23 protein-coding genes are annotated in these 25,780 nt (G+C 64.2%); 12 read left to right on the top strand and 11 right to left on the bottom strand.

Features of this window, described 5'->3' with window-relative positions:
• Positions 1-244 precede the first annotated feature (244 nt).
• The 7 genes from ELS24_RS00530 (at position 245) to ELS24_RS00500 (ending at position 10,396) form a co-directional block, all read left to right on the top strand.
• The gene (locus ELS24_RS00530; RefSeq protein WP_050448854.1) at positions 245-1,336 is read left to right on the top strand and encodes a hypothetical protein; all 1,092 of its coding nucleotides are present in this window, start codon (positions 245-247) and stop codon (positions 1,334-1,336) included.
• 199 nt (positions 1,337-1,535) lie between these two features.
• On the top strand, positions 1,536-2,714 hold the full coding sequence (locus ELS24_RS00525; protein WP_127183101.1) for an isovaleryl-CoA dehydrogenase: 1,179 nt from the start codon (positions 1,536-1,538) through the stop codon (positions 2,712-2,714).
• Positions 2,715-2,736: 22 nt separating this feature from the next.
• On the top strand, positions 2,737-4,680 hold the full coding sequence (aceK, locus tag ELS24_RS00520) for a bifunctional isocitrate dehydrogenase kinase/phosphatase (protein ID WP_127183100.1): 1,944 nt from the start codon (positions 2,737-2,739) through the stop codon (positions 4,678-4,680).
• Positions 4,681-4,682: 2 nt separating this feature from the next.
• Positions 4,683-5,864 carry an acetyl-CoA C-acetyltransferase gene (locus ELS24_RS00515; protein WP_127183099.1) on the top strand — a complete coding sequence of 394 codons (1,182 nt, stop codon included), beginning with the start codon at positions 4,683-4,685 and terminating at the stop codon, positions 5,862-5,864.
• 311 nt (positions 5,865-6,175) lie between these two features.
• Positions 6,176-7,783: a carboxyl transferase domain-containing protein gene (locus ELS24_RS00510; RefSeq protein ID WP_127183098.1), complete on the top strand. Its 1,608-nt coding sequence runs from the start codon at positions 6,176-6,178 to the stop codon at positions 7,781-7,783.
• 57 nt (positions 7,784-7,840) lie between these two features.
• On the top strand, positions 7,841-9,868 hold the full coding sequence (locus ELS24_RS00505; RefSeq protein ID WP_127183097.1) for an acetyl-CoA carboxylase biotin carboxylase subunit: 2,028 nt from the start codon (positions 7,841-7,843) through the stop codon (positions 9,866-9,868).
• Positions 9,869-10,021: 153 nt separating this feature from the next.
• Positions 10,022-10,396 (top strand): glutaredoxin family protein, encoded by a 375-nt coding sequence (locus tag ELS24_RS00500; RefSeq protein WP_127183096.1) that lies wholly within the window; start codon positions 10,022-10,024, stop codon positions 10,394-10,396.
• Between the two features lie 24 nt (positions 10,397-10,420).
• Here the strand turns inward: ELS24_RS00500 and ELS24_RS00495 are convergent, their stop codons facing one another.
• On the bottom strand, positions 10,421-11,494 hold the full coding sequence (locus ELS24_RS00495; protein ID WP_127183095.1) for a hypothetical protein: 1,074 nt from the start codon (positions 11,492-11,494) through the stop codon (positions 10,421-10,423).
• A 136-nt stretch (positions 11,495-11,630) separates the two neighbouring features.
• Between ELS24_RS00495 and ELS24_RS00490 the strand changes: the two genes are divergently transcribed.
• Positions 11,631-12,182 (top strand): type 1 glutamine amidotransferase domain-containing protein, encoded by a 552-nt coding sequence (locus tag ELS24_RS00490; protein WP_127183094.1) that lies wholly within the window; start codon positions 11,631-11,633, stop codon positions 12,180-12,182.
• Positions 12,183-12,258: 76 nt separating this feature from the next.
• Here ELS24_RS00490 and ELS24_RS00485 read toward each other — a convergent pair whose 3' ends face one another.
• The 4 genes from ELS24_RS00485 to ELS24_RS00470 all read right to left on the bottom strand — a co-directional run bounded on the left by ELS24_RS00485 (position 12,259) and on the right by ELS24_RS00470 (position 15,476).
• Complete coding sequence (locus ELS24_RS00485; protein ID WP_127183093.1) at positions 12,259-12,873, bottom strand: ABC transporter ATP-binding protein; 615 nt, start codon at positions 12,871-12,873, stop codon at positions 12,259-12,261.
• Positions 12,874-12,922: 49 nt separating this feature from the next.
• Positions 12,923-13,396 carry a hypothetical protein gene (locus tag ELS24_RS00480; protein ID WP_127183092.1) on the bottom strand — a complete coding sequence of 158 codons (474 nt, stop codon included), beginning with the start codon at positions 13,394-13,396 and terminating at the stop codon, positions 12,923-12,925.
• Between the two features lie 70 nt (positions 13,397-13,466).
• Positions 13,467-14,987 (bottom strand): tripartite tricarboxylate transporter permease, encoded by a 1,521-nt coding sequence (locus ELS24_RS00475; protein ID WP_050447456.1) that lies wholly within the window; start codon positions 14,985-14,987, stop codon positions 13,467-13,469.
• 3 nt (positions 14,988-14,990) lie between these two features.
• Complete coding sequence (locus tag ELS24_RS00470) at positions 14,991-15,476, bottom strand: tripartite tricarboxylate transporter TctB family protein (protein WP_230695777.1); 486 nt, start codon at positions 15,474-15,476, stop codon at positions 14,991-14,993.
• Positions 15,477-15,843: 367 nt separating this feature from the next.
• On the opposite strand from ELS24_RS00470, the gene ELS24_RS00465 reads away from it, so the two are divergent.
• A complete protein-coding gene (locus ELS24_RS00465) occupies positions 15,844-17,232 on the top strand; it encodes an ATP-binding protein (protein ID WP_127183091.1) in 1,389 nt (462 codons plus the stop codon).
• Positions 17,229-18,560 carry a sigma-54-dependent transcriptional regulator gene (locus ELS24_RS00460; protein ID WP_127183090.1) on the top strand — a complete coding sequence of 444 codons (1,332 nt, stop codon included), beginning with the start codon at positions 17,229-17,231 and terminating at the stop codon, positions 18,558-18,560. The genes ELS24_RS00465 and ELS24_RS00460 overlap by 4 nt, the downstream gene beginning before the upstream one ends.
• On the opposite strand, the gene ELS24_RS00455 is transcribed toward ELS24_RS00460, so the two are convergent.
• Positions 18,492-18,968 carry an Lrp/AsnC family transcriptional regulator gene (locus tag ELS24_RS00455; RefSeq protein WP_050447452.1) on the bottom strand — a complete coding sequence of 159 codons (477 nt, stop codon included), beginning with the start codon at positions 18,966-18,968 and terminating at the stop codon, positions 18,492-18,494. The two genes, ELS24_RS00460 and ELS24_RS00455, sit on opposite strands and share 69 nt — an antisense overlap.
• 94 nt (positions 18,969-19,062) lie before the next feature.
• Between ELS24_RS00455 and ELS24_RS00450 the strand changes: the two genes are divergently transcribed.
• On the top strand, positions 19,063-19,707 hold the full coding sequence (locus ELS24_RS00450; RefSeq protein ID WP_240669412.1) for a LysE family translocator: 645 nt from the start codon (positions 19,063-19,065) through the stop codon (positions 19,705-19,707).
• A gap of 24 nt (positions 19,708-19,731) precedes the next feature.
• On the opposite strand, the gene ELS24_RS00445 is transcribed toward ELS24_RS00450, so the two are convergent.
• Genes ELS24_RS00445 through ELS24_RS00435 form a run of 3 tightly spaced genes read right to left on the bottom strand, consistent with a single transcriptional unit; the run spans position 19,732 to position 23,103 of the window.
• Complete coding sequence (locus tag ELS24_RS00445) at positions 19,732-20,136, bottom strand: VOC family protein (RefSeq protein ID WP_127183089.1); 405 nt, start codon at positions 20,134-20,136, stop codon at positions 19,732-19,734.
• On the bottom strand, positions 20,133-20,687 hold the full coding sequence (locus ELS24_RS00440; protein WP_050447449.1) for a helix-turn-helix domain-containing protein: 555 nt from the start codon (positions 20,685-20,687) through the stop codon (positions 20,133-20,135). Before ELS24_RS00440 ends, ELS24_RS00445 begins: the two co-directional genes overlap by 4 nt.
• Positions 20,665-23,103: a mechanosensitive ion channel domain-containing protein gene (locus ELS24_RS00435; RefSeq protein WP_127186215.1), complete on the bottom strand. Its 2,439-nt coding sequence runs from the start codon at positions 23,101-23,103 to the stop codon at positions 20,665-20,667. The genes ELS24_RS00440 and ELS24_RS00435 overlap by 23 nt, the downstream gene beginning before the upstream one ends.
• Positions 23,104-23,673: 570 nt before the next feature.
• Between ELS24_RS00435 and ELS24_RS00425 the strand changes: the two genes are divergently transcribed.
• Positions 23,674-24,087 (top strand): ASCH domain-containing protein, encoded by a 414-nt coding sequence (locus ELS24_RS00425; protein WP_127183087.1) that lies wholly within the window; start codon positions 23,674-23,676, stop codon positions 24,085-24,087.
• 112 nt (positions 24,088-24,199) lie between these two features.
• On the opposite strand, the gene ELS24_RS00420 is transcribed toward ELS24_RS00425, so the two are convergent.
• Together ELS24_RS00420 and ELS24_RS00415 are read right to left on the bottom strand one after the other, a co-directional pair.
• On the bottom strand, positions 24,200-24,811 hold the full coding sequence (locus tag ELS24_RS00420; protein ID WP_127183086.1) for a class I SAM-dependent DNA methyltransferase: 612 nt from the start codon (positions 24,809-24,811) through the stop codon (positions 24,200-24,202).
• A gap of 474 nt (positions 24,812-25,285) precedes the next feature.
• Entirely contained in the window at positions 25,286-25,768 is a 483-nt protein-coding gene (locus tag ELS24_RS00415; protein ID WP_127183085.1) for a cupin domain-containing protein, read from the bottom strand.
• Positions 25,769-25,780 lie beyond the last annotated feature (12 nt).

The following is a 25,780-nucleotide window of genomic DNA, read 5'->3' as shown; positions in this document are numbered from 1 at the left end:
CGGCATGCCGGCAGCGCAATCATTGGGGTCGGCGGATCGGATAGTTCCGCCCAAAAATAAGACTTATCCAATATCTTTGCGCCCAACGGGAAGGCAAGATCGGCCATCGCCATCCAGGCCGTCGCGGCTGCGATTGTCCGGAGCAAGTCGTGCCCCTTGCCTGCACCTGTCAAATTTCCCAAGCGGTGTTCGGCATCTCTCGCGCACGGCAGTCATGGCGGTGTCTTTGGCAACAGGATTCCTCATGCACAAGAGTCGTCATCACCCCATTCTTGACCGTCAGCCACGGCTGCGCGCCGGCGCCGACGCCGCGGGTTTCCAATGCCTGGACACCGATTGGCGCGGCTTGTCAGCAACGTATCGCTTTCAATGCCGTGAAGGACATCTGTTCCAACGGACGCTGCAAACCTTCGGCCGCGCGCTTGAGATCCGATGCCCCGTATGCGCCGCCGCGTCCAACTTTGCGCGCCTGATCGAACTATCCCAGCAAAACGGGGTGACCTGCCTGGAAACGCACTGGCTGGGCTGGGACAAACCTCATCGCTTCCATTGCGAGGCGGGCCACGCCTGGAACCGCAAGGGCAACAAGGCGTTGCAACGCGTGGGCTGCGCCGTCTGCGGCCGGAACGCGGGCTACCGGCGCAGGCGCGACGACCTTCTGCTGCGCATCCATCAAACGGCGGCCTTGCGGGGCGGTCAGTGCCTGGACACCGCCAGCCCCCGTGGCCAGCGAACCTTCCAATTCCGCTGCGGCGCCGGCCACGAATGGGAGGCGGCGGGCGTGGATGTATTGCGGCGCACCTGGTGCCCGGAATGCGCGCGGCTGCGCAAGGTGGAAGGCTATCGGCACCCCGACGGCCTGGAGCGCTTGCAGCGCAAAGCGGCCGAGCGCGGCGGCGCCTGCCTGGCGGACGCCTATAGCGGGCTCGGGGTACGCTACCGTTTCCGTTGCGCCGATGGTCATGAATGGCTTACCACCGGCGGCAAGATCATGTTGGGCAGTTGGTGCGGCGTGTGCGCCAACCTGCACAAGCGCCTGGGTATCGAAGCCGCGCATCAGGCGGCGCGAGAACGGGGCGGCGAATGCCTGACGTCCGTCTACCAGAACACCACCAAGAAAATGCACTGGCTGTGCCATCGCGGGCACGATTGGCACGCGCCGTTCGCGTCCATCCGCGCGGGCCACTGGTGCGCGCAATGCGCCCACATGGCGCGCATCACCAATCCGAAGTCGCTGGCGGTCATGCGGTATCGCGTCATGGACCTGCCCGTGGACGACCGCGGCGTGCCCCACAAGCCGCACAGGCGCGCCACGGTAGCGGCGATCAAACCCTGATCTGGCTGGACGGCGCGCGCCCGCGCGCCATTCCCTAGGGATAACCCGACTCCAATTTACGTTTACGTAAACGTAATATTTGCGGTGCATCATTGCGTAGCGATGCGTGATCGGCGCATGATGAGCCACACGATGGCGGCGCGGCGCCGGCCCCAAGGCGCCCACAAGAATGTAAGCACCCACTATCACGGAGACATCGATGAACCTACCCGGCCTGAACTTCGACCTGGGCGAAGACCTGGACATGCTGCGCGACGCCGTGCGCAATTTTGCACAAGCCGAGATCGCGCCGCGCGCGGCCGAGGTAGACCGCAGCGACCAGTTCCCCATGGATCTCTGGCGCAAATTCGGTGAACTCGGTGTGTTGGGCATGACGGCCGACGAGGAATACGGCGGCGCCAACATGGGCTACCTGGCTCATATGGTGGTGATGGAAGAAATCTCGCGCGCCAGCGCCTCGGTGGGCCTGTCGTATGGTGCGCACTCCAATCTGTGCGTGAACCAGATCAACCGCAACGGCACCGCGGCGCAAAAAGCCAAGTACCTGCCCAAGCTCATTTCCGGCGAACACGTGGGCGCGCTGGCCATGAGCGAACCGGGCGCCGGCTCGGACGTGGTCAGCATGAAGCTGCGCGCCGACAAGAAGGGCGACCGCTACGTGCTGAACGGCACCAAGATGTGGATCACCAACGGCCCCGACGCCGACACGCTGGTGGTCTACGCCAAGACTGACCCCGAGGCCCACCAGCGCGGCATCACCGCCTTCCTGGTTGAAAAAGGCTTCAAGGGCTTTTCGGTGGCGCAAAAGCTGGACAAACTGGGCATGCGCGGCAGCCACACGGGCGAACTCGTGTTCCAGGACTGCGAAATTCCCGAAGAAAATGTGCTGGGCCAGGTCAACGGCGGCGTGCGCGTGCTGATGAGCGGCCTGGACTACGAACGCGCCGTGCTGTCCGGCGGCCCGCTGGGCATCATGCAAGCAGTGATGGACGTGGTAGTGCCCTACATCCACGACCGCAAGCAGTTCGGCCAGGCCATCGGCGAATTCCAGCTGATCCAGGGCAAGGTCGCCGACCTGTACACCACCTTGCAAGCCAGCCGCGCGTTCTGCTACCAGGTGGGCAAGAACCTTGACAAACTGGGCGCCGAACACGTGCGCCAGGTGCGCAAGGACTGCGCCGCGCTGATCCTGTACACGGCCGAAAAGGCCACCTGGATGGCGGGCGAGGGCGTGCAGATCCTGGGCGGCAACGGCTACATCAACGAATACCCGGTGGGCCGCCTGTGGCGCGACGCCAAGCTCTACGAAATCGGCGCCGGCACCAGCGAAATCCGCCGCATGCTGATCGGCCGCGAACTGTTCCAGGAAACCGCCTGATCTTTCGGCCGAGCGTCCCACCATGATCCGCATGTCCGACGTCCAGCACATCGAGCAGGCCCCCGTACCGGGGCCTTCGCCGCTGGACGTAGCGCGGATCATCCTGGCCGGCTTTGACCGCCACTACGCCCTGTTTCGCTACAGCGCGCAGCGGGCCAAGGCGCTGTTTGAATCCGGCGACTGGCACGGCATCCAGCACCTGTCGCGCGAACGTATCGAGTACTACGACATGCGCGTGCGCGAATGCGCCACGCAGTTGGAAAGCGTGCTGCGTGGCCGGCCCGAAGGCGCGCTGGACGACCTTCCCAGCCACAGCGGCAACGGCAGTGGCCGCGGCAATGGCAATGGCAATGGCAACGGCGCGGCCGTACCCGCCCTGACCGACGCCCAGACTGCCTACTGGCAACAGATCAAACAGGAATTCGTGGGCCTGCTGGGCGCACACAAGCAGCCCGAATGCGCCGAGACCTTCTTCAATTCGGTCACATGCCGGCTGCTGCACCGCGACTATTTCCACAACGATTTCCTCTTCGTGCGGCCCGCCGTCGCCACCGACTATCTGGACAGCAGCATGCCGTCGTACCGGGTGTATTACCCGGCCACAGACGGCCTGGAAAAAAGCCTGATCCGCATGGTGGCCGACTTCGGCCTGGCACTGCCCTTTGAAGACCTGCCGCGCGATACCCGCATGCTGGCGCGCGCGGCGGTTGCGCAATTGCGCGCGCTGCTGCCGCGCCACGTGGGCCGGCGCATCGCCAGCGACTGCCAGGTCCACGCGCTGGGCTCGCTGTTCTTTCGCAACAAGGGCGCCTACATCGTCGGCCGCCTGATCAACCAGACCACCGTCTACCCCTTTGCCGTGGCGCTCACGCGCAACCCGGCCGGGCAGGTCACGCTGGACGCGCTGCTGCTGGGCGCCGACGACCTGAGCACGCTGTTCAGCTTCACGCGCGCGTATTTCCTGGTGGACATGGAAACGCCCGCCGCCGTCGTCAACTTCCTGGCGACGCTGCTGCCGCGCAAGCCCAAGGCCGAGCTCTACACCATGATCGGCCTGCAAAAGCAGGGCAAGACGCTGTTCTACCGCGACTTCCTGCATCACCTGGCCCATTCGCGCGACGCCTTCGACATCGCGCCCGGCATCAAGGGCATGGTGATGTGCGTGTTCACGCTGCCGTCCTACCCCTATGTGTTCAAGCTCATCAAGGACCGCATCGACAAAGACGGCATGGACCACGCCACCGTGCGCCGCAAGTACCAGATGGTGAAGCTGCACGACCGCGTGGGCCGCATGGCCGACACCTGGGAATATTCACAGGTGGCGCTGCCGCGCAGCCGCTTCGCGCCCGCCTTGCTGGACGAACTACGCCGCCTGGTGCCCAGCCTGATCGAAGAAACCAGTGACACAGTCGTCATCCGCCACGTCTACATCGAACGGCGGATGACGCCGTTGAACATCTATCTGCGCCAGGCCTCCGACGCCTTGCTGGACCCCGCCGTGCGCGAATACGGCGACGCCATCCGCCAGCTTGCCGCCGCCAATATCTTCCCTGGCGACATGCTTTACAAAAACTTCGGCGTAACGCGTCTGGGCCGGGTCGTCTTTTACGACTACGACGAAATCCAGCGCATGACCGAAATGAATTTCCGGCGCATCCCGCCGGCCCCGAACGAAGAAGCGGAAATGGCCTCCGAACCCTGGTACGCCATCGGACCGAACGACGTATTCCCCGAAGAATTCGGCCGCTTCCTGCTGGGCGACCCGCGCGTGCGCGGCGCCTTCATGCGTCACCATGCCGACTTGCTGGAACCGGACTGGTGGCAGGCCTGCCGCGCCCAGGTGGCGCAGGGCCGGATTGAAGAATTTTTCCCTTACGATACAGACAGACGCCTGCGTCCGGCACGCCCTTCGGGCGACCACGCAGTGCCGACACCCAGACGCTGTCCCGATCCTCACAGGAGCTAGTCATGTCAGATCCCATCGTTATCGTTTCCATCGCCCGCACGCCCATGGGCGGCATGCTGGGCAGCTTGTCCGGCCTGGCCGCGCATGAGCTGGGCTCGGTGGCCATCAAGGCCGCCATCGAACGCGCCGGCATCAAGCCGGAACAAGTCGACGAAGTCATCATGGGCAACGTGCTTCAAGCCGGCCAGGGCCAAGCGCCCGCGCGCCAGGCTGCTCTTGGCGCCGGCCTGCCGCTGGGCGTGGCTTGCACCACCATCCACAAAGTCTGCGGTTCGGGCCTGAAGGCGGCCATGTTCGGCCACGACCTGCTGGCGGCCGGCAGCGCCGAAGTGGTGGTGGCCGGTGGCCAGGAAAGCATGAGCAACGCGCCGTACCTGCTGTTGAAGGCGCGCCAGGGCTACCGCTTTGGCCACAACACCGTGTATGACCACATGGCGCTGGACGGCCTGGAAGACGCCTACGACAAGGGCAAGGCCATGGGCGTGTTCGCCGAAGACTGCGCCGCCAAATATGAATTCACGCGCGAACAGCAGGACGAGTTCTCGCTGGAATCGCTGCGTCGCGCCCGCGCCGCCACGGAAGATGGCAGCTTCAAGTGGGAAATCGCCCCCGTCACCGTGGCCGGCCGCAAGGGCGACACCGTGATCGACACCGACGAAGCCCCCACCAAGGCCATGCCGGAAAAGATCCCGACGCTCAAGCCCGCCTTCAAGAAAGACGGCACCATCACCGCCGCGAACTCGTCGTCGATTTCCGACGGCGCCGCCGCCATGGTGTTGATGCGCGCGTCCACCGCCGAGAAGCTTGGCGTGAAGCCGCTGGCCCGCATCGTGGCGCACAGCCAGCACTCGCAAGAGCCGGGCTGGTTCACCACCGCCCCCGTCGGCGCGCTGAAGAACCTGTTCGCCAAGACCGGCTGGAAGGCCGAGGACGTGGACCTGTACGAAATCAACGAAGCCTTCGCGGTGGTCACCATGGCCGCCATGAACGACTTCAAGCTGCCGCACGACAAGGTCAACGTGCACGGCGGCGCCACCGCCCTGGGCCACCCCATCGGCGCATCGGGCGCCCGCCTGATGGCCACGCTGGTCGGCGCGCTGCGCAAGACCGGCGGCAAGCGCGGCGTCGCCACGCTGTGCATCGGCGGCGGCGAAGCCGTGGCCATGGCCATCGAGATGGTGTAAGGATTGGGCGGGACAACGTCCCGCCCCATTCGTAGGATGGGTGAAGCGCGAGAGACCGATGGCAAAAACCCAAAAGCCTCAACGCGCGCAACCCATCAAGCAGCGCCAAATTCCTAGACAACCTACGCCAGAAAACGATGGCCCCCACCCCCCATCATCGCTACACCGCAGTTCTTTTCATCTTCTGCCACAACTTAACGTCTGTTTGATGGGTTGCGCGCGTTGAGACCTTGGCGTTCTTGCCTCTGGTCTCTCGCGCTACACCCATCCTACGCCTTCAAATCCTCATTTCGCAGGACGGGTGGTACCCCATGCCCATCATCGAATCCCGCATCAATCCGCGGTCGCAAGATTTCACCGACAATGCGCGTGCCATGCAGGCGCAGCTGGATGATCTGAATCAGAAGCTGGCGCAGACCGCGCTGGGCGGCAGTGAAGCCGCGCGCGCCAAGCATGTGGCGCGCGGCAAGCTGCTGCCTCGCGACCGCGTTGAAAACCTGATCGATCCGGGCACCCCGTTCCTGGAACTGTCGCCCATGGCGGCACACGATATGTACGACGGCGACGCGCCCGGCGCGGGCGTCATCACCGGCATCGGCCGCGTGTCCGGCACCGAATGCGTCATCGTCTGCAACGACGCCACCGTCAAGGGCGGCACGTACTACCCGATGACGGTCAAGAAGCACCTGCGCGCGCAAGAGATCGCCGCGCAAAACCACCTGCCCTGCGTCTACCTGGTGGATTCGGGCGGCGCCAACCTGCCGCAGCAAGACGAAGTGTTCCCCGACCGCGAACACTTCGGCCGCATCTTCTACAACCAGGCGCAGATGTCGGCGCAAGGCATTTCGCAGATCGCCGTGGTGATGGGTTCCTGCACCGCGGGCGGCGCGTATGTGCCCGCCATGAGCGATGAATCCATCATCGTGAAGAACCAGGGCACCATCTTTCTGGGCGGCCCGCCGCTGGTGAAGGCCGCCACGGGCGAAGAAGTCAGCGCCGAAGACCTGGGCGGCGGCGACGTGCACACGCGCCTGTCCGGCGTGGTGGACCACCTGGCCGCCAACGACATGCACGCGCTGCAACTGGCGCGCAACGCCGTTGCCCGCCTGAACCGCAAGAAGCCCGCGCAACTGGCCACCATCGCCCCGCGCGAACCGCGCTACGACCCGAGCGAACTGAACGGCATCATTCCCGCCGACACCCGCAAACCCTACGACGTGCGCGAAGTCATTGCGCGCATCGTGGACGGGTCTGAGTTCGATGAATTCAAGGCCCGCTTCGGCCCCACGCTGGTCACGGGCTTTGCGCACATTCAGGGCATGCCCGTGGGCATCGTGGCCAACAACGGCATCCTGTTTTCCGAATCGGCGCAAAAGGGCGCGCACTTTATCGAGCTGTGCGCGCAGCGCAAGATTCCGCTGGTTTTCCTGCAGAACATCACCGGCTTCATGGTCGGCCGCAAGTACGAAAACGAAGGCATCGCGCGCCACGGCGCCAAGATGGTGACGGCCGTGGCCACCGCCGCCGTGCCCAAGTTCACCGTGCTGATTGGCGGCTCGTTCGGCGCCGGCAACTACGGCATGTGCGGCCGCGCCTATTCGCCGCGCATGCTGTTCATGTGGCCCAACGCTCGCATCTCGGTGATGGGCGGCGAGCAGGCCGCAAGCGTTCTGGCTACCGTCAAGCGCGATGGCATTGAAGCGCGCGGCGGCCAATGGACGGCGGAAGAAGAAGCCGCGTTCAAGGCGCCCATTCGCGATCAGTACGAACACGAAGGCCACCCGTACTACGCCACCGCGCGCTTGTGGGACGACGGCATCATTGCGCCCGCCGACACGCGCCGCGTGCTGGGTCTGGCCTTGTCCGCCGCATTGAACGCCCCCATCGAAGACACCAAGTTCGGCGTCTTCCGCATGTAGCGCCATCGCGCTATTCGTGCCCGCAGTTCAAGAAGAATTACAGCCAGGATGACATTCATGTTCGACACTTTGCTGATTGCCAATCGCGGCGAAATCGCCTGCCGCGTCGCCGCCACCGCCCGCCGCATGGGCATCCGCACCGTTGCTGTGTACTCGGACGCGGACGCCAACGCGCGCCACGTGGCCGCCTGCGATCAAGCCGTGTACATCGGCGGATCGGAGCCGCGCGCCAGCTACCTGCGCGCCGACGCCATCCTGCAAGCCGCGCTGGATACCGGCGCGGGCGCCATCCACCCCGGCTACGGCTTCCTGTCGGAAAACGAAGCCTTTGCCGAAGCCGCTGAAAAGGCCGGCATCGCCTTCGTGGGCCCGCCCGCATCCGCCATTGCCGCCATGGGCAGCAAGTCGGCCGCCAAGTCATTGATGGACAAAGCCGGCGTGCCGCTGGTGCCCGGCTACCACGGCGACAACCAGGACCCGCAATTCCTGAAGACCCAGGCCGACGGCATCGGCTACCCCGTGCTGATCAAGGCCAGCGCGGGCGGCGGTGGCAAGGGCATGCGCGTGGTGGAATCATCCGGCGCCTTCCTGGACGCACTGGCCTCGTGCCAACGTGAAGCGGCATCCAGCTTTGGCGATGACCGCGTACTGATCGAACGCTATCTGCAAAAGCCGCGCCACATTGAAATCCAGGTATTCGCGGACACGCATGGCAATTGCGTCTACCTGTTCGAACGCGACTGCTCGGTACAGCGCCGCCACCAGAAAGTGATCGAAGAAGCCCCCGCCCCCGGCATGACCGAAGAGCGCCGTCGCGCCATGGGCGAAGCCGCCGTGGCCGCCGCGCGCGCCGTGGGCTACGTGGGCGCGGGCACGGTGGAGTTCATTGCCGAGCCGGACGGCCGCTTCTACTTCATGGAAATGAACACGCGCCTGCAAGTGGAACACCCGGTCACCGAAATGATCACCGGCCACGATCTGGTGGAATGGCAGTTGCGCGTGGCCGCCGGCCAGCCGCTGCCGGCGCGCCAGGAAGATCTGCGCATCAATGGCCATGCCATCGAAGCCCGCATCTACGCCGAGAACCCGGAAAAGGGCTTTCTGCCGTCGATCGGCACCCTGGCTTATCTGGGCCTGCCGCCGCACAGCGCGTTCACCAACGCCGACATTCGCGTGGATGGCGGCGTACGCACGGGCGACACGATCACGCCGTTCTATGACCCCATGATTGCCAAGCTGATCGTGCACGGCGCCGACCGCGACCAGGCCCGCGCCCGCATGCTGCAAGCGCTGGCGCAAACGCAGGCCGTGGGCGTGCAGACCAACGTGGCCTTTCTGTCGCGGCTGATGAAAGACACCGCGTTTGCGGCGGCCGACCTGGACACTGGCTTGATCGAACGCCAGCGCGCCACGCTGCTGCCCGAACCACAGGCCGCCAACGACGCCACGCTGGCGCTGGCCTCGGCCGCCGTGCTGGTGCGGCTGGGCCTGGCCCAGCCCGGCGTGCAGGCCGCCGGCAAAGGCCCCGCCGACCCCTGGGACGCGCGCGACGGCTGGCGGCTGGGCGGGCAGTATCACCGACATCTGCAATGGGTGGACAACGGCGAAGCGCGCCGCGTCACCGTGGCCCGCCAAGACGGTGCGTGGACGCTGGATACCGGTGCGGGTCCGCAACCGTTCCTGTGGCGCTCGCATGCCAGCGCCAACCCCAACCTGGCCTACGGCCTGCGCATCACGCTGGCCGGCCACGAGCACGCCGGCACCGTCGTGCTGCATGCCGACCGCGCCCACGTCTTTGGCGACAACGGCGTGCATGTGCTGGAGCTGTATGACCCCTTGGCGCATGCCCAGGACACCCAGGGCGAGCATGGCGGCGGCCTGACGGCGCCGATGCCGGGCAAGATCATCTCGATCTCGGTCAAGGCCGGCGACACCGTCGAGAAAGGCCAACCGCTGTTGGTGATGGAAGCCATGAAGATGGAGCACACGATTTCCGCGCCCGCCGATGGCAAGGTCGAAGAAGTGTTCTATGGCGTGGGCGACCAGGTGACCGAAGGTGCGGAACTGGTGTCGATCGGGGGCTAGCCCGCCGGGCATCGATGATCGGGGCATCGTCGATGTGGAACATGGACCCTTGGGGCGCTGTGGATGCCGTCAGCGCACTGAGGACCTTGCAGGGGCAGGAGTCGGCAAAAGAGTAGACTGACCGCCTCTTTCCTTTGTTTGAGTTGAACATCCATGTTTGTCAAAGCCTTGCGTGTCGGCCTGGGTCAACTGATCGTTCTTGGCGACGCGCTGACGCGTCCGCGCCCGCAACAACGATCAGCACAAGGCCAGGCCACGGTAAACGCTGAAGCCGCCGCGCTGTCGCTCTATCAGTTCCACGCCTGCCCGTTCTGCGTGAAAACACGACGCGCCATGCATCGCTTGAACGTGCCGGTAACGCTGCACGACGCCAAGAACGACCCCCAGGCCCGTGAACAACTGCTGGCCGGCGGCGGCAAGGTCAAGGTGCCTTGCCTGCGCATCGAAGAAGCCGGCGGCACGCACTGGATGTATGAATCCAGCGAGATCATCGCCTACCTGGACAAGCGCTTCGCGGGCGTGGCCTGAGTTGGCCAGGCGCGGATAGCGTCGCTACCTCCGTTCCGCCCGAATCACATTCGGCGTCGCCTTGTTGGCGGGTTTGACAAGCATTGTGGGCGCCCGATACTCCAGGCTTTGCAACGCCGCCTCAAGCTTCGGCATATCGAAGCTGGCGGCGCTAGGCGCTTGCCGGAAATCCTGGATGCTGGCGGGCAGGCGCCGCACGAGCAAGGATTCCAGCCCGCAGGTCCTTTGCTTCTCGGCATAGCCGCACATATCCTTGTCGATGACCGGCTGCCCGTCCGGCAACACAAAGCCGTCGGTGAGCACCACGTCGCCTTTCTCCAGGGTGATCGAGGCGATCGGCGCAAAGGACAGGTCGACATCCATCCCGGGCACCTCCACCACTTCCGCGGCGCCCGCATCGACCGCACGCGCGGCGTCCCGCTGCCAGCGCAATGCCCGCGCCGCCTCGTCGCAACCGCCGCCCAGGCGCATCACCACCGTGCACCCCTGGCCCAGGCCGTCGTCGGTCTCTTTGTCGTAACGTGGCCAGGGGCTGATCGTTGTGAAATCAAAGTCGACACGCTCGCGCACCGTTACAAAAGCCATTTCTCTTTTCATGTCCAGGACCTCCAGATACGGGTCCAATGTGGGCATGTCGGTGCGCGGTAGTTGATACGTGATGCGCGTCAGCCGATATTCCCCCGGCCACACCGGAATCACCTGATACGCGAGCTCGCCCCGCGTCGTCTGGAATATCGGCCCGAGGTCGGCCTTGGAAAATTTGTGCTTGCCCGGCCCCGCGGTGATCCCAAAAAAGCCCTTTTCCTTCGTGTGTTCCCAGTGCATCAACACACTGCTTTGTCGCGCGTAGGCATCGCGTACGGCTGGGTCGTCGAAATTGCGCCCCGCCTGAGCGTCAAGGTTGGCAGTGGGTATCACCAGCAGCGCCATGTCCTGCGGTGCGTCGCCCACCAACTTGTCACCGATCATGCGCTGCCGCTCGGCACGCTTGGCTTCGGCGGCGGCCACTTCAGGGCCGACGGGTGGCAGGGCAAGGGCTAACGGCGGAAACATCAAGCCCAACAGGCACACGCGGGCAAGCACGGTGGAAAGCGGCATCGTTCGTCGTTCCTTATTCACATTGATAAAGGGAGGCGGCATCGCAATCGAATCCGCATGATATCCCGATGCGGCGCGCGCCCTTGGCATGGCGCTTGCTGCGCAATCGATGCAGCAAGCAAAACAGGGAGCAATCATGGCAACACTCAACGAGGTAAACATCGCCGTTCTGGCCGTCGATGGATTCGAACAGGTAGAACTGACCGGTCCGCGTGATCGTCTTCAAGCCGAAGGAGCCCGCACGGTACTGGTATCGGCGCGCAATGATCCGATCCTGGGCATGCATCACGACAAACCCGGCGACCGCTTTCCGGTGGATCTGATATTCGCGCAAGCCGAAGCCGAACCTTCGGTGTTCGACGGGCTGCTATTGCCCGGCGGCGTCGTCAACAGCGATGAAATCCGCATGCACCCCAAGGCGCAGGCGTTCGTGCGCGCCATGTTCGACGCCGGCAAACCCGTGGCCGTCATCTGCCACGGCGCATGGCTGCTGGTGTCGTCCGGCGTGGTGCAAGGCCGCACCATGACCAGTTGGCCGTCGCTACAGGACGACCTGCGCAACGCGGGGGCCAACTGGGTGGATCAGGAAGTCGTGGTTGATGGCACGCTGGTGTCCAGCCGCAAGCCCGATGACATCCCGGCGTTCAGCCGCGCATTCATCGAGGTCTTGCAGGCGTCCAAGCGCTGACGCGCGGGTTAGACCAGCGCAGGGCCAGCGTGATCGAAGCGCGGATCGGGACTCGGCCCCTTCAACCGAGGCGCGGCTACCGCAGGTCGGCAACGTTCAGTGTGCGCGCCTTACACGCCTGCACCAGCTCGGGGTCATGGCTGGCGAACAGCACGACGCGGTCGCGCGCCCAGGTCGTGAAAACTTCGGCCAACACTCCGCGCGCCTGCGCATCCAGGCCGCTGCTGGGCCCATCCGCGACGACGACGGCCGGGTCGCCCAGCGCGGCGGCCGCCAGGTACACCTTGCGCCGGGACCCGGTCGACATCTGCTCGAAGCGCTTGTCCAGATGCGGTTCCAACCCCAGGCGAAACGCCAGGTCCAACACGCGATCGTCCAGGCTCACGTTCTTTTCGGCGGCGGCGTTCAGCAGGAATTCGCGTCCGGTCTGCGTGGGAAACGCCATGCAGTTATCCGGCACGTAGGCCAGACGGGCGCGGGCTTGTTGCGGCGCGTTGGCCAGCGAATGGCCATCGATGTAGACGTCCCCGCCATCCGGCGCGATCACGCCCGCGATAATGCCCAGCAAGCTGGATTTGCCGGTGCTGTCTTCTTCGCACAGCGCCATGCATCCCGGCTGAAAAGTGTGGGTCAGGCCCTGGAATACAAGGTAGTCGCCGTAGCGCTTGCTGAGATTGTCGATGCGTAGCATGGCGGAAAGTTTAATCCATGCGCAGGCTTGCGGGACACGGAACGCCGGCTCAAACGCGCGCCACTTCCACCCAAAGCCGCGTCATGACAACGTGCTTGACCAGCTCGAACAGATGCGTGGGCGCGCTCGTCGGCACCAGCACACGCCGGATCAGGGCTTGCAGGTCGACGCGCAGGCACGCTTGCGACGCACCCTGCCGCGTGGACAGGGTGCGCAGGCGGACGCGGCTTTGCGTAGGCATGTCGATCTTCAGCTCGGCATGTTCAGGCGCCAAGACGGCGTCGTGCAACGCATCCAGCGTGGTGCAGACGTAGACCGCGCCAGGGGCGCTGGATTCGCCGTCGATGCGGCGCTGCCATTCCTGCGTGCCGACCCACGCCGTACCTGCCTCTTGAGGGGACGCGTCCAAGCGCAGATGGCTGAATTCAAGCAGTTCAATCAGCTCAACAAAGGCCAGCTCACGCACCACCGTCAACGCCCCGCGTGGCTCATCACCGCGTGGACCGCGCGCCCATTGCTTCACGACGCCCTCCCGTTAATTGACAGGGGGGCTCACGAATGGCCCCCCGTTCAGCCCTGCCTGCGTGGCGTGATCAGGCCTGAGCCTGCGCCTGCTCCAATGCGCGCACCTTCTTCCGGTTGCGCACCGTGGAGAACACCAGCCAGATGGCAAGCGCCGCGATGGCGTAGATGAAGCCCGCGCTGATCGGGCGGTCAACGAACACGCTCATGCTGCCGCGCGACAGCAACAAGGCGCGGCGGAAGTTCTCTTCAACCATGGGGCCCAGCACGAAACCCAGCAACAGCGGCGCGGGAGAAAAGCGCAGCTTCAGGAACAGGTAGCCCACCAGCCCAAGCATCAGCACCATGCCCACATCGAACAGGTTGTTGTTGGTGCTGTACACGCCGACGCAGACAAAGAACAGCGCGGACGGGAACAGATACTTGTAGGGCACCTTCAAGAGCCTTGCCCACATGCCGATCAAGGGCAGGTTCATCACCACCAGCATGATGTTGCCAATCCAGAAGCTGGCGATCAGCCCCCAGAACAAATCGGCGTGCTCGGTCACCATCTGCGGGCCAGGCTGGATGCCGTGGATGATCAGCGCACCCAGCATCAAGGCCATCACGGAGTCGCCGGGAATGCCCAGGCTCATGGTCGGAATGAAGCTCGTCTGCGCGGCGGAATTGTTTGCCGCTTCGGGTCCCGCCACCCCTTCGATGGCGCCATTGCCAAAGCGCTTCGGCGTCTTCGACACGCGCTTCTCGACCGCATACGACATGAACGATGCGATGGTTGCCCCCGTGCCCGGCAGGATGCCCAACACCGCGCCAATGGCGCTGCCACGCGCAATCGGCATGGCCGATTTCTTGATGTCGCCCGGTTCCGGCCGTACCGACATCTTGGGGCCGGCGCCCACGGTCGTGGCCTTGCCAATGCGATTGACGTTGGCAAAGAAATCCGCCAAGCCGAACAGGCCCATCGCCAACGCCACCAACTGCACGCCATCGCTGAGTTCAATCACGCCGAAGGCATAGCGGATGGTGCCAGTGTTGACGTCGGTGCCCACCACGCCCAGCAGCAAGCCCAGGAACACCATGGCGATGCCCTTGATGGCCGAACCCTTCGCCAGGGTTGCCCCGGCGAACAGGCCCAACATCATCATGGAAAAGTATTCGGCCGGCCCGAACTGAAACGCCACTTCAACCAGCAAGGGCGAGAACAGAATCATGATGACGATGCCCACGCTGGCGCCCACGAATGACGACATGACCAGCATGAACAAGGCCGACCCGGACTTGCCTTGCCGCGCCAGCGGATTGCCGTCAAGGCAGGTCACCGCATGGGAAGGCGTGCCCGGCAGGTTGAGCAGAATGCAGGTGATGCCGCCACCGTACTGGGCGCCGTAATAAATGCCGGCCAGCATCATCAAGGCCGCCACCGGCGTCATCGCATAGGTGAGCGGAAGCAGGATGGAAATGGCGGCCAGCACGCCCATGCCCGGCAGCACGCCGATCATGTTGCCCATGAAGACGCCGAACAGCGACCACAGCAGGTTCTCCCACTGCAGCGCCACGGAAAAGCCGTGCAATACGTTATCGAACAAATCCATGGCTTACCCCCAGCGCAGCATCGGGAACTGCAGTTGCAGCGCCCACGAGAACACAAGCGCGCCGAACACCGTCATCGCAATGGCCAGAATGGCCGCGGACTTGATGGAATTCGACGTATCGCCCAGCGCCGACACGAACACCAGCGCAAAGGTGGCGGGCAGGAAGCCCACGAAGCTGCCCAGGATGATGAACAGCGCAATACCCGCCGCAATGCAGGCCATGCCACGAAGGCGATCGCGGCGCGACGGTTGCGGCAGATGTTCTTCGATCAGGTCTTCCTGCACCTCGTCGGGGTCGGGGCTAAGCGGAATCAGAATGCCCAGCGCCACCAGAAAGCAGCCGACCATCATGGGGAAGTAGCCTGGCCCCATCCGGGCCAGCTCTCCGATGTTGTACGACGTGGCTTCAAGAATGGTGAGCGCGCCGCAGAGTGCTATGAACGCACCTCCCCACAGATCGCGCTTTCTAGAGAATATGGTGCTGCCCACGGCTTGCTCCCCGGTTTGTTGTTGACTTGCTTCGGCCATGCAACCGTGCACGCCGAAGGAGCGGGCACTTTAAGGAGGGCGCCTTCCAAACGGCTTTCACGCCAGGTGCGCAGCCATACGGGATAACCATGAACGCGGTGGTCGGCGGGCGGCCCGCCTGAACACGAATGAACAATCGTGTTCAGGCGATGTTCACAAAAGTGAACATCGCGGCACGATCGCCTGGCCTCGCCCGCAGGGCAGTGCCAAGCGCCATTCATGGCTGGCACGGATTTTTCCCAAGGCGCACACGCTTTCCATTTTTTGCAAATCCGATAGCCGCATGTACCCAGGCATAATTCCGTTTTCGTGGTCCAGAAGCGCCGTCATGCTCCGCCTGTCTCTTACCTCGCGCATTCCGCTCGCGGTCTCACTGCTTTTTCTTGTGATCTCCGCCGCGCTTATCTCCTTGGCGCTGCACGGCGTTTCCCGGCAGTTCGACAGGCAGATCGCCAACTTGGGTCAGGTGTATCTGGACGGCTTGTCGGCCGCGATCCTGCCCGCCGTGCGCGCAGCCGACTCGCAGCACATGGTCGACGTGCTGAATCGGGCGTTGGACACGCATCTGGGCGTGGTGGATCGGACGCTTGCCGTGGTAACGCCGGACCAGCATCTGCTTGCGCACGTGGCGCGCTATCCCAATGTGGAAAGCGTTCCCCTGGAAGCACTTGCCGCGCCGTCCGGCACCTTGATCAGCCCGCGCTCGGACGGGGTGTGGACGTGGCGCCTGCTGGATAGCAAGCAGCCAAGGCTGGGCACCTTGGTGGCCAACCTGGACGTCAGCGATTTTCATCGGCAGCGCAAGGAACTGGCGCTTGAGCTGGGCTTGCTGGGTCTGACCATCAGCCTGTTTGGCGCGGCGCTTTGTTTTGGCATGGCCAAGCGGCTGCAACGTCCCATCATTTCATTGACCGAAGCCATGCGCGCCCGACCACCGGAACGTCTGGCCACCCGGCAAATCCACACGGCCGACCCCGAGATCGCGGATCTGCTGTCGGCCTACAACGGCATGGTGGACAGCGCGCTGGAACGCGAGGCGCTGGCGGAACGCAACGCACGCATCGAACGTGAAGCGGTGCTGGGCCGCATGTCGGCCGCGCTGGCCCACGAAGTGCGCAACCCGCTGGGCGGCTTGCGTACGGCGGTGCAGACCTTGCGCCAATTCGGCGAACGCCGCGAGGTAAGAACCGAGTCACTGGATTTCATTGAACGCGGTGTGCAGGCGCTGCAAGCCGTGGTGGATGCCAGCCTGCGTACGTTTCGGCCTGGCAACACATGGCTACGCCAGGAAGACATTGCCGACATCCAATTGATGGTGGACGCGCAGGCCGGCAAGGCAGGGGTTCGCGTACAACTGCATTGCCTGGGCATGCACGACGACCAGCCCTTGGTGCTGCCCGCCGGTGCTGTCCGCCAGGTCTTGCTTAACCTGGTGTTGAACGCGATCCAGGCCTCTCCGCCCGGCGAACTGGTGCGGGTGTTGGCGCGGGCCAGGCGCGGCGCATTGACACTGCACGTGGCCGACGGTGGCTCCGGCTTGCCGATCGCCGCGCAACGCGCGTTGGCCGGCCACCCGTCCGAGGGCGACGGCATAGGCCTGCGCATCGTTGCGGACCTGATCACAAGCCTGAAAGGCCGACTGCGCGTGACGCGCTTTGGAAGCGGTACACGCATTTCGGTGCGCCTGCCCTTTGCCACAGAGGAACCCTTGCCGTGAACGATATACAGGTGCTGCTCATCGAAGACGACGCCTTGCTGGGCGCGGCGCTCTTGCAGCGCTTGCGGCTGGAGGGCATCTCGGCGCAATGGGTGCAAAGCTGCGCGCAGGCGGTCGAGCTGTTCCGCCGTACGCGCATGCGGCCCGCGTTCCTGCTTGCCGATATCCGGCTGCCGGACGGATCGGGCGAAGACCTGTACCGCCGCCTGATTCCGCATCTGGCGCGCACCACCGTGGTCTTTGCCACGGCCTATGGAGACATTGCGCAGGCCGTGCGCCTGGTTGCCGCCGGCGCGAATGATTATCTGACCAAGCCCTATGACGCCGATGCGCTGGTTGCCCGCATACGAACGGTTATCGCCGCCCAGCCCGCCAGTGGCAGCCCTGCCGTGCTGGAGAATCCGTTTGCGCTTGACGCCACGGCCCACGACACCGCGCAGGAACTTGAACGGCTCGCGGCCAGCGCCTTGCCGGTGCTCTTTGAAGGCGAAACCGGAACCGGCAAAGACCGCGCGGCACGCTATGTCCACGCGCGCTCGGCGTTTTCAGCCGGCCCCTTCGTCGCGGTCAATTGCGCCACGCTGACAGCCGACTTGGTCGAGAGCCTGTTGTTCGGACATGCGAAGGGCGCCTTCAGCGGCGCCAGCGCAGCGCGGGCAGGCCTGTTTTCCGAAGCCGCGGGCGGCACCCTGTATCTGGATGAAGTGGCCGAGCTCACGCCCAGAGCGCAAGCCGCCCTGTTGCGCGTGCTGGAAAACGGCGAGTACCGGCCCCTGGGTGAATCCACCAGCCGCCAGACGCAGTGCCGCGTGCTGGCCAGCACTTGCGCGGATCTGGAAGCGGCAATGGCGCAGGGGAGGTTTCGCGCCGATCTCTTCTATCGGCTTGCCGTGGCAAGAATTGCGACCTTGCCGCTCAGAAGCCGGCCGGGCGCGATCGAGGTGCTGGCCAGCGCCTTGTTGGACGAACAGCCCACGACGGGCGTCACGTTTTCGCCGGATGCCATGCAGGCGATGCATGACCATGCCTGGCCCGGCAATATCCGAGAAATGAAGAACCGGATCGCGCGCGCCCTCGTCATGATCGACGGCGCCACGCTACATGCCAGCGACCTGTTTCCTGAAAGACGGCTCACGGAAAAGCAGGATCTGGCCACGACCCGCCTGGACGCCGAGCAACGCGCCATTCAGCAAGCCGTTTCAGAATCCGGCGGCCACATGGGGCTGGCGGCAAAACGGCTGGGCATTTCGCGCACCACCTTATGGAAGAAGCTGCGTGCCGGGCGGGACCAGGCCACGGCGCTCGATGGGGGTGGAGAAGATGATTGAGGTTCGCGTTTCGCCATACATGTTGATGGTTCCGATAAAACGCTCAAGGTCCATCAAGCCCGTGGCCACCACCGTCATCAGGTAGGAATCCGCCCCAGCCACATGGTGGCATTCCAGCACTTCAGGTGCATGGCGCAGCCGCTCAAGCAGGGCTTTCTTGCCGGGTTGGGTGGCGGTGATGCCGACTATCGCCTTTACCGGATAGCCGACTTTTGACGCATCCACCTCAAGCGTGAAACGTTGCGCGATGCCGGCATCCTGCAGCCGCTTGAGCCGCTCGGCCGTCGCCGCGACAGACAGGCCGGCGGCCTCGGCAAGCGTCTTCAAGGGCGCGCGCGCGTCAAGCTGCAGCGCTCGCAGCAAACGCCAGGCCACATCGTCCAGTTCGTTTTTATCCGTTCTTGCCATGACGCATTTTCACCAGAAAACTGACGGATAAATTTAGCATCTACCAAAAAAATGCGCTGTATCGAGCGACACCACGAACGGGATAATCGGTGCTGTGCAAACCCGACCCCGACGCGACATGCTCGACATCCAGCACTACGGCAGTTTCATCCTGGCCATCCTGGTATTCCAGGCCATCCCCGGCGCGGGCACCATCGCCATCCTTGACGCCACGGCGCGCCATGGCAAGGGCGCCGGCATGGCCGCGGTGCTGGGCACGATCGCGGGCGACTTCCTGTTCATGGTCGCCGCCGCCGCTGGCCTGGCCGCGATCATGCGGACGCATCCGCTGGTCTTTCAAGGCTTGCAATGGGCCGGGGTGGCGTATCTGCTATGGCTGGGTGCGCAACTGATCCGCACACGTCCCAGTGCGCAGGATCAGGAACACGGGCGCGATCGATCGCCCTGGGTGTATTTTCGGCGGGCGTTCATGGTGAGCCTGACCAACCCCAAGGTGATCCTGTTCTTCGTCGCGTTCTTTCCCTTGTTTCTCAAACCAGCGGCATCCACGCTGACGCTGGCAGTCATGATGCTGCATGTGACCTTGCTAAGCCTGCTCTATCAAGGCGCGCTGGTGCTTATTGGAAACGCCGTGGCGCTGCGCCTGGTAACGTTTCCCGGCGCCAGGCGGCTCGCAACACGGTTTGCCGGCCTGGCGCTGGTGGGCCTGAGCATCCAACTAGCCGCGAGCGTCACCTAGCCGCCACGGCGGGTGGGGCGAAAACTACCCGGCCTGGATCATCTTCCACCCATTGCCGGCGGGGTCGCGGAACCCGGCGTCCACATTGCCGTAACGTTCCGTTGGCGCTTGCGTGAACTCAACGCCAAGCACCTGCAATCTGGCGTAGCTGGCGCGGCAGTCCGTCACCGACAACACCAACGGCGGCATCGCGCCTTTGGCGACCATCGCAAGCAGGGTTTGCGCGGTGGCCTCGTCGTGGACGGGCGGGCCGGGCTTGAACAGGCCAAGCTGAAACGAGGGCTGGTCCGGGTGCTGGATGGTCAGCCAGCGGTAGGCGCCATTGCCCACATCCGTGTGTACCCGAAAGCCCAATTTTTCGACGTAGAACGCCAGCGCTTCGTCCTGATCGTTCACGTACAAGCCGACAACATTGATTCCTTCGCTCATGACTCCTCCTTGGTGGATTCACGCAATGTAGCGGCGGCGGCGCGACGGCGCTTCTCCAAAACTGCGCTGCCCAGGTCGGGACGTTGCGCGGCCTTGACCACACAGGCGGGAACACGGGCAAGCGCCGTGGGTTCAGCTTGAAGCTGGGCTTGAGACTGCGCCCGCATCCCCCCCGGGCTAAGGCCGGTTACGTCATGGAAGATGCGGCCGAAGGTACCCAGGCTCTGCCAACCGGTGTCGAACGCAATCTCCGTAATGCTCAGGTCGGTATCCCGCAGCAGGGCGATGGCGCGCTCGATCCGGCGGGTCAGGAGATAACGGTGCGGCGGCAGCCCGAACGCGCGCTTGAACGAGCGCGCGAAATAGGCGGGGGACACACCGCTGACCTCGGCCAGACGGCTTACCGGCCAAGCCTCGCTAGAGGCCGCGTCCATACGGTCCTTGGCGCGCAGCAGGCGGCGTAGCAGCGCCGCGTCCTCCAGGGGCCGGGACGCGGCGCTTGCCGAGGAAGCGGCAAGCGGCCGCGGATCATTGCTTGCCTGGCTTGGCATGGGTATCCGGCGATTCCGCTTCTGAATCCGGCTCCGCGCGCGCCTCCAGTTCGTTGCCCAGCACCTCGGCGGCATCGTCGCCGCCGGCCTCTGGCTGCAGACGGCGGCGGGTGTGCCCGGCGGCGCGGGCATGCTCGCCTTCGTCCGGGCGATCGGTTTGCAGCGCCACATTTGCCGGCGGTGCGTAGCCCCGCTTGTCCTGGCCGAAATAAACCACGGTGTGCGGATAGGGCAGCTCGATGCCGGCGGCGTCGAAGTGCTTCTTCAACAAGCGGTTATAGCCGCGCTGCACGGCCCACTGCATGCCGGGCGTGGTCTTGATCAGGATGCGAATGGTCACGCCCTTGTCGTTGACCGCCGTGACGCCCGCAATGGTGATCTCTTCCAGGATTTCCGGGCCCAGCACCGAGTCCGTCATCAGCTCGGCGAAGGCCGCGCGCAGATGCTCGATGGCGTCGTCCACGCTCTCGCGATGCGCGATGGTGTATTCGCCCAAGTGATACGAGAAATCACGCATGTGGTTGGCCACCACATCCACCGACGAGAACGGCACCAGGTGATAACCGCCGTCCAGCGTGCGTATGCCAACAGACCGTATCGTCATCTTCTCGACGGTGCCGAACACACCGGCCACCTGCACCACGTCGTTCTCGTTCATGCCGTTTTCCAGCTGAATGAAAATGCCGGTGATGATGTCCTGCACCAGCTTCTGCGCGCCAAAGCCAATCGCCAGACCCACCACGCCGGCGCCCGCAATCAACGGCGCCACATCGATACCGATCTGCGACAGCAGCACCATCAGCGTCATCGTCACAATGACGATCAGGGCGGCGTTGCGAAACAGCGCCAGCAGCGTGCGCTCGCGCGCGGTGGGCATGCCGCGCCCCTCGCTCTGGCTAAGGCGGTGTTCGATGATGCTGGCAATCACCGTCCAGACCAGCGCCGCAATCAGCAGCACGATGACGATATTAAGCACCATCTTGATCGCAGCGCCCCCGGCATCCGAGGCCAGCCAGCTGGAGAGGTCAAACGCATGCCAGGCGTCAAAAATTAGCAGCACCGCGACGATGCGGATGATCCATCCCAGCACTTTCAACAAGGCCGGCACATAGGCGTTGACGCGCGCTTCAAGCATCGGCAGTCGCCGCCGCAGGTCGGCCGACAAGGCAATGGGCTTGGCCAGTACGGTGTTCAGCAACAGCACCAGCAGACTGCTCACGCCAATGACCAGCAAGGTCTGCGCAGTAGCGCGGGCCATGAAAGGCAGCGCGTTGGTCGGATCAATCTGGCTGACCACCAGCAGGATGGTGAAGTACCCGATACCCAGCACGTGCCACACGCGCGACAGGAAATTCAGCCTCGACCCCATGAACGTGGTCGCATGGGCGGCACGGCGGCTAAGCCGTTCGCGCACCGATTGGCGGTTCTGCCAGATGACGCGCACCGCGTACACATACACCGCCAGCATGATGACCATATTGGCCAGCCGGCCCAGGGCGGGCGACAGCGTGGCCGAAATCACCGGGTCGATCAGCAGCGTGCCGTAACCCGCCGCGGCAACCACGCGCACCAGCCAGCCGTTCCAGTACTTGGCCAATTCGTCTTCCATGGGCAGCAGGCGCAGATGCGGATGCCGCACGGCGAATACGGTGCGGACCAGCACCTTGACGATTTCCACCGCCACGAAAGCCTGCAGAAATACCGCCGCCAGCGTGTCCAGCGTGCCGCGTCCCGGCGTGCCCCACAGGGCCGCCGCGCCGCCCGCCATGGCCGCCAGCAGGACCACGCCCGCGTCGATGGCCACCGCGCCGATGATGGCGCCGCCGCGCCGGATGAGCACACGCATTGAGGCCGGCACGCCGCGCTGCGGCGGCGCGTTGACCTCTGCCCCCGCGCCTTGGTGCGCCACCCAGCGATCGATGCGGGTGTAGATCCGCATGGCGATCATGCGCAACAGAAGGAAGGCGATGATGGTGGCCACGGCGGCCAGCGCCAAGGGCAGCAAGGCTTGGCCCGCCGTGCCGCTGTCCATCCGCAGGTTGCGCCCCGAGGCCAGCGCGCGCATATCGTCCACGCCCTGGCCCAGGTCGGCGGCAACGCCTGTCAGGAAACGCTGCACGCCAGCGGCCATGCGAGCCTGCAAGCCGGGGATGCCGGCGTCTTCTTTGGCTTCAGCGGTTTTGGCGGCTTCGCCTGATTTTGCCGCCGCAGACTGGCGAGCTGGGTCCGCCTTGGTGCCTGACGCCTGCGCTCGCAACTCGTCCACCAGCGCCTTGCGCGCCTCGGGATTTTCCAGCAGATCCGCCAGCGCGGCGGGGGTCAGCGCCGAAGAGGAAGCGGCGGGTTCCTTGGTTTGCAGCAGGGGGATCGCCGCCTTGGCGGGGGCCTGCCACAGCATCGACAGGCAACTCAGCATCACCGCCAGCAGCAGGGCCGCCAGCCACGGTCTTTCACGTCGACGCCGCCAAAGGCTGGCGGCATGGTTGCGAAGCAGGAAAGAAACGGATGCTGTCGTTGCGGATCGAACCACTAATAAATCTCCTTGCGATCAGGGCAAAAATCGCGGCGCGCGATCGCGGTGGGGACGCCGGCAATGTACAAATGATATCGCCCATGGCGCCGCCCCCATGCTCGGTCGCCCACGTTCCCCGATCCGCAACGCCAGGTTTCAGACTGCATCAGGACATCAGAAATTGCAGTCTGACACCCGATTAATTGCCATCTGTACCGTCATCCGCCATCGTCGGATTAATGTGTGATTAATGTGTCAGACTGCATTTCCTGACCAGTTCTTAACGACGAACGCAGCCACGGCCTTGGCCTGCGTATGGGAATTGGTCGTGACCACGCATGAACGCAACGCCTGGGTTCGGCATATGCTGACGGCCCAGCCCGACGCGCGCGCTTATCTTGCAGACGTCCTTCCGGCGGGGCGGTATTGAAACGCCTGTCCTCAGCCTGACGCCTCAACCCTCATCCCATTTCCATGACCAAACCAAACATCAAGCCGCCCGCCCCATACGAAGACGCCGTGACGTTTCGATTCGGCGATTCGCCCGAACTCGCCGACGAATTGCTCGCGCTGGTTCTGGCGGGCACGAAGACGGCCACCTGCGGCGCGCTGCATCACTTCGACGACGAAGAACCCGTACCCCAAGCGGGCCGGCGCGATGTCGTGCTGGATGGCCAGGGCCGCCCCGCCTGCGTCATCGAAACCACCGGCGTGTTGATCCAGCGCTTTGACCAGGTCGACGAAGCCTTCGCGCTGGCCGAAGGCGAGGGCCCGTACCCCGTCTGGCGCGATGCGCACATTGCCTACTTTGAACGCAACGGCGGATATGCGCCGGACATGATGCTGGTGTGCGAGCGCTTTCGCGTCGTAGAGGTCTTTGCGCGTTAGCCGCTATGTGACTGCTGGCGCACGCCGCCCGGCGAAGGAGTCAACCCATTGCCAGTTGCCTTCAGCGTTGAAGGCACCTCTTGGATAGCGGTCCGACGGTTATAGCTCAGGGCTAGTCAGCGTCCCGCTGCGCCAGCCACACCGTCGCTCCACCGCAAGCCGGATCGTTTTCCACATGCTGCTTCACGGTAAAGCCATTGGCGTTGAGCAGTTGCTGATACTCATCGCGATCCAAACTGCCGTGATAAAGCGGTTTGCCTTCGAACTGGCCAATGGCTTCCCCCAGCGACGTACCGCTGGTAAACATCAGCACCGCCCCGGGCGCCGCCAGACGCCCAAAAGTGCTGAACATGGGCCGTTGGTCTTCGGGGCTTAGATGAAAGAAGCTATGCCAGGCGATCAAGCCGTGAAAGGGCTCGGTGAACGGCAAGCGCCGCATATCGGCGGCGATCCATCGATGGTTGGGAAAGGTGGATTGCGCCCGCGACAACAAGGGCAACGACGTATCGATCCCCGTGATCGAGCAACCGCTTTCGATCAGATGACGCGCGATCGGGACGCCGTTGCCACAGCCGATGTCGAGCACGTGCGGGTGCGGGCCGGGCAGTAATGACAGGAATTTCGTCAACCAGCCGAGTTCGACAAGCTCCGTCCCGCGCAGCGCTTCAAACGCCGCTGCGTGGTCTTGGTAGAGGGCGATAACGTCGTCGGCGGGTGAGGGCATTTTCGTTGTCCGAGGTGGCGAATTGCAGTCTGACACCTGAAGCACAAAGACAGGTCAACCCGCTCCCCACTTCCAAATGGGGTGGGCGGGCGCAAGGCAAGGTTGGAAGACCGGCCGTCTTTGGCACCGGCGTGCGCGAACGCACCCTCGCCAAGGCCCGCCCATAGGGATGTGCAAAGGCGCGCAGACGCAAAAAACGCCGCCTAAGCGGCGGCTGTCCGCCAAAGACATTGCCGGCTTCCACTCCGGACTAACGTTGGTGCGGTAGTGGGCGGAGTATAGGGCAACGAAGGAAAAGTTTGAGAGACGTGGAGACCAGAGGGGAATGTGCTGGCGAACGCCCGCAAGTTGACTTTTGCCCTATCGCGGGGATACACGGCCAAGGGATGCGAATTGAAAGACGCGGCCATCGTGTGGGATTGCGAACTGAAGGTGTCAGCCTGCCTCTTTGGCCTCGTCCCGTTCACCACGCACTCAGTCCGGCTTCCCGTCATGGTCGCCCAGCGGCCTGATGGGCCAGTCTACCCAGCGGTTCACGCGGGTACTCTCATACGCTTCGTTGAGCGGGAAGCGCACACGATTGTCCTCGCGTGTCGGTTCGCCGACCACCATCAACCTGACTTCGTCCTGCGTGTTGTTGATGAAGGTATGGCAGATGCCGGTGCCGGCGGGAAACGCAACGGAATCCCCTTCGGCGATGGGATGCAGCACGCCGTCGATCCAGACATCGGGCTTGCCTTGAAGCACGAAGACGAATTCCTGCTCGGTGCTTTCGGCGTGCGGATATGAGGTGCGTCGACCGGGCAACAACCTGACGTGATGAATGCCGATGCGCGTGATGCCGAGCGCTGCGGAAAGCGGCGCGTCCAGCGCCATGGGTTCGGTATCGCCCTGGTAGTAATGCGCATCGGGGGTTTCGAGTTCGGTCCAGTGCTTGATGAATTCCGGTCGGCTCATCGGCTGTTCTCC

Source organism: Achromobacter spanius (assembly GCF_003994415.1).
GTDB classification, from domain to species: Bacteria; Pseudomonadota; Gammaproteobacteria; order Burkholderiales; family Burkholderiaceae_B; genus Achromobacter; species Achromobacter spanius_C.
This window is presented reverse-complemented; position numbering and strand designations above follow the sequence as displayed.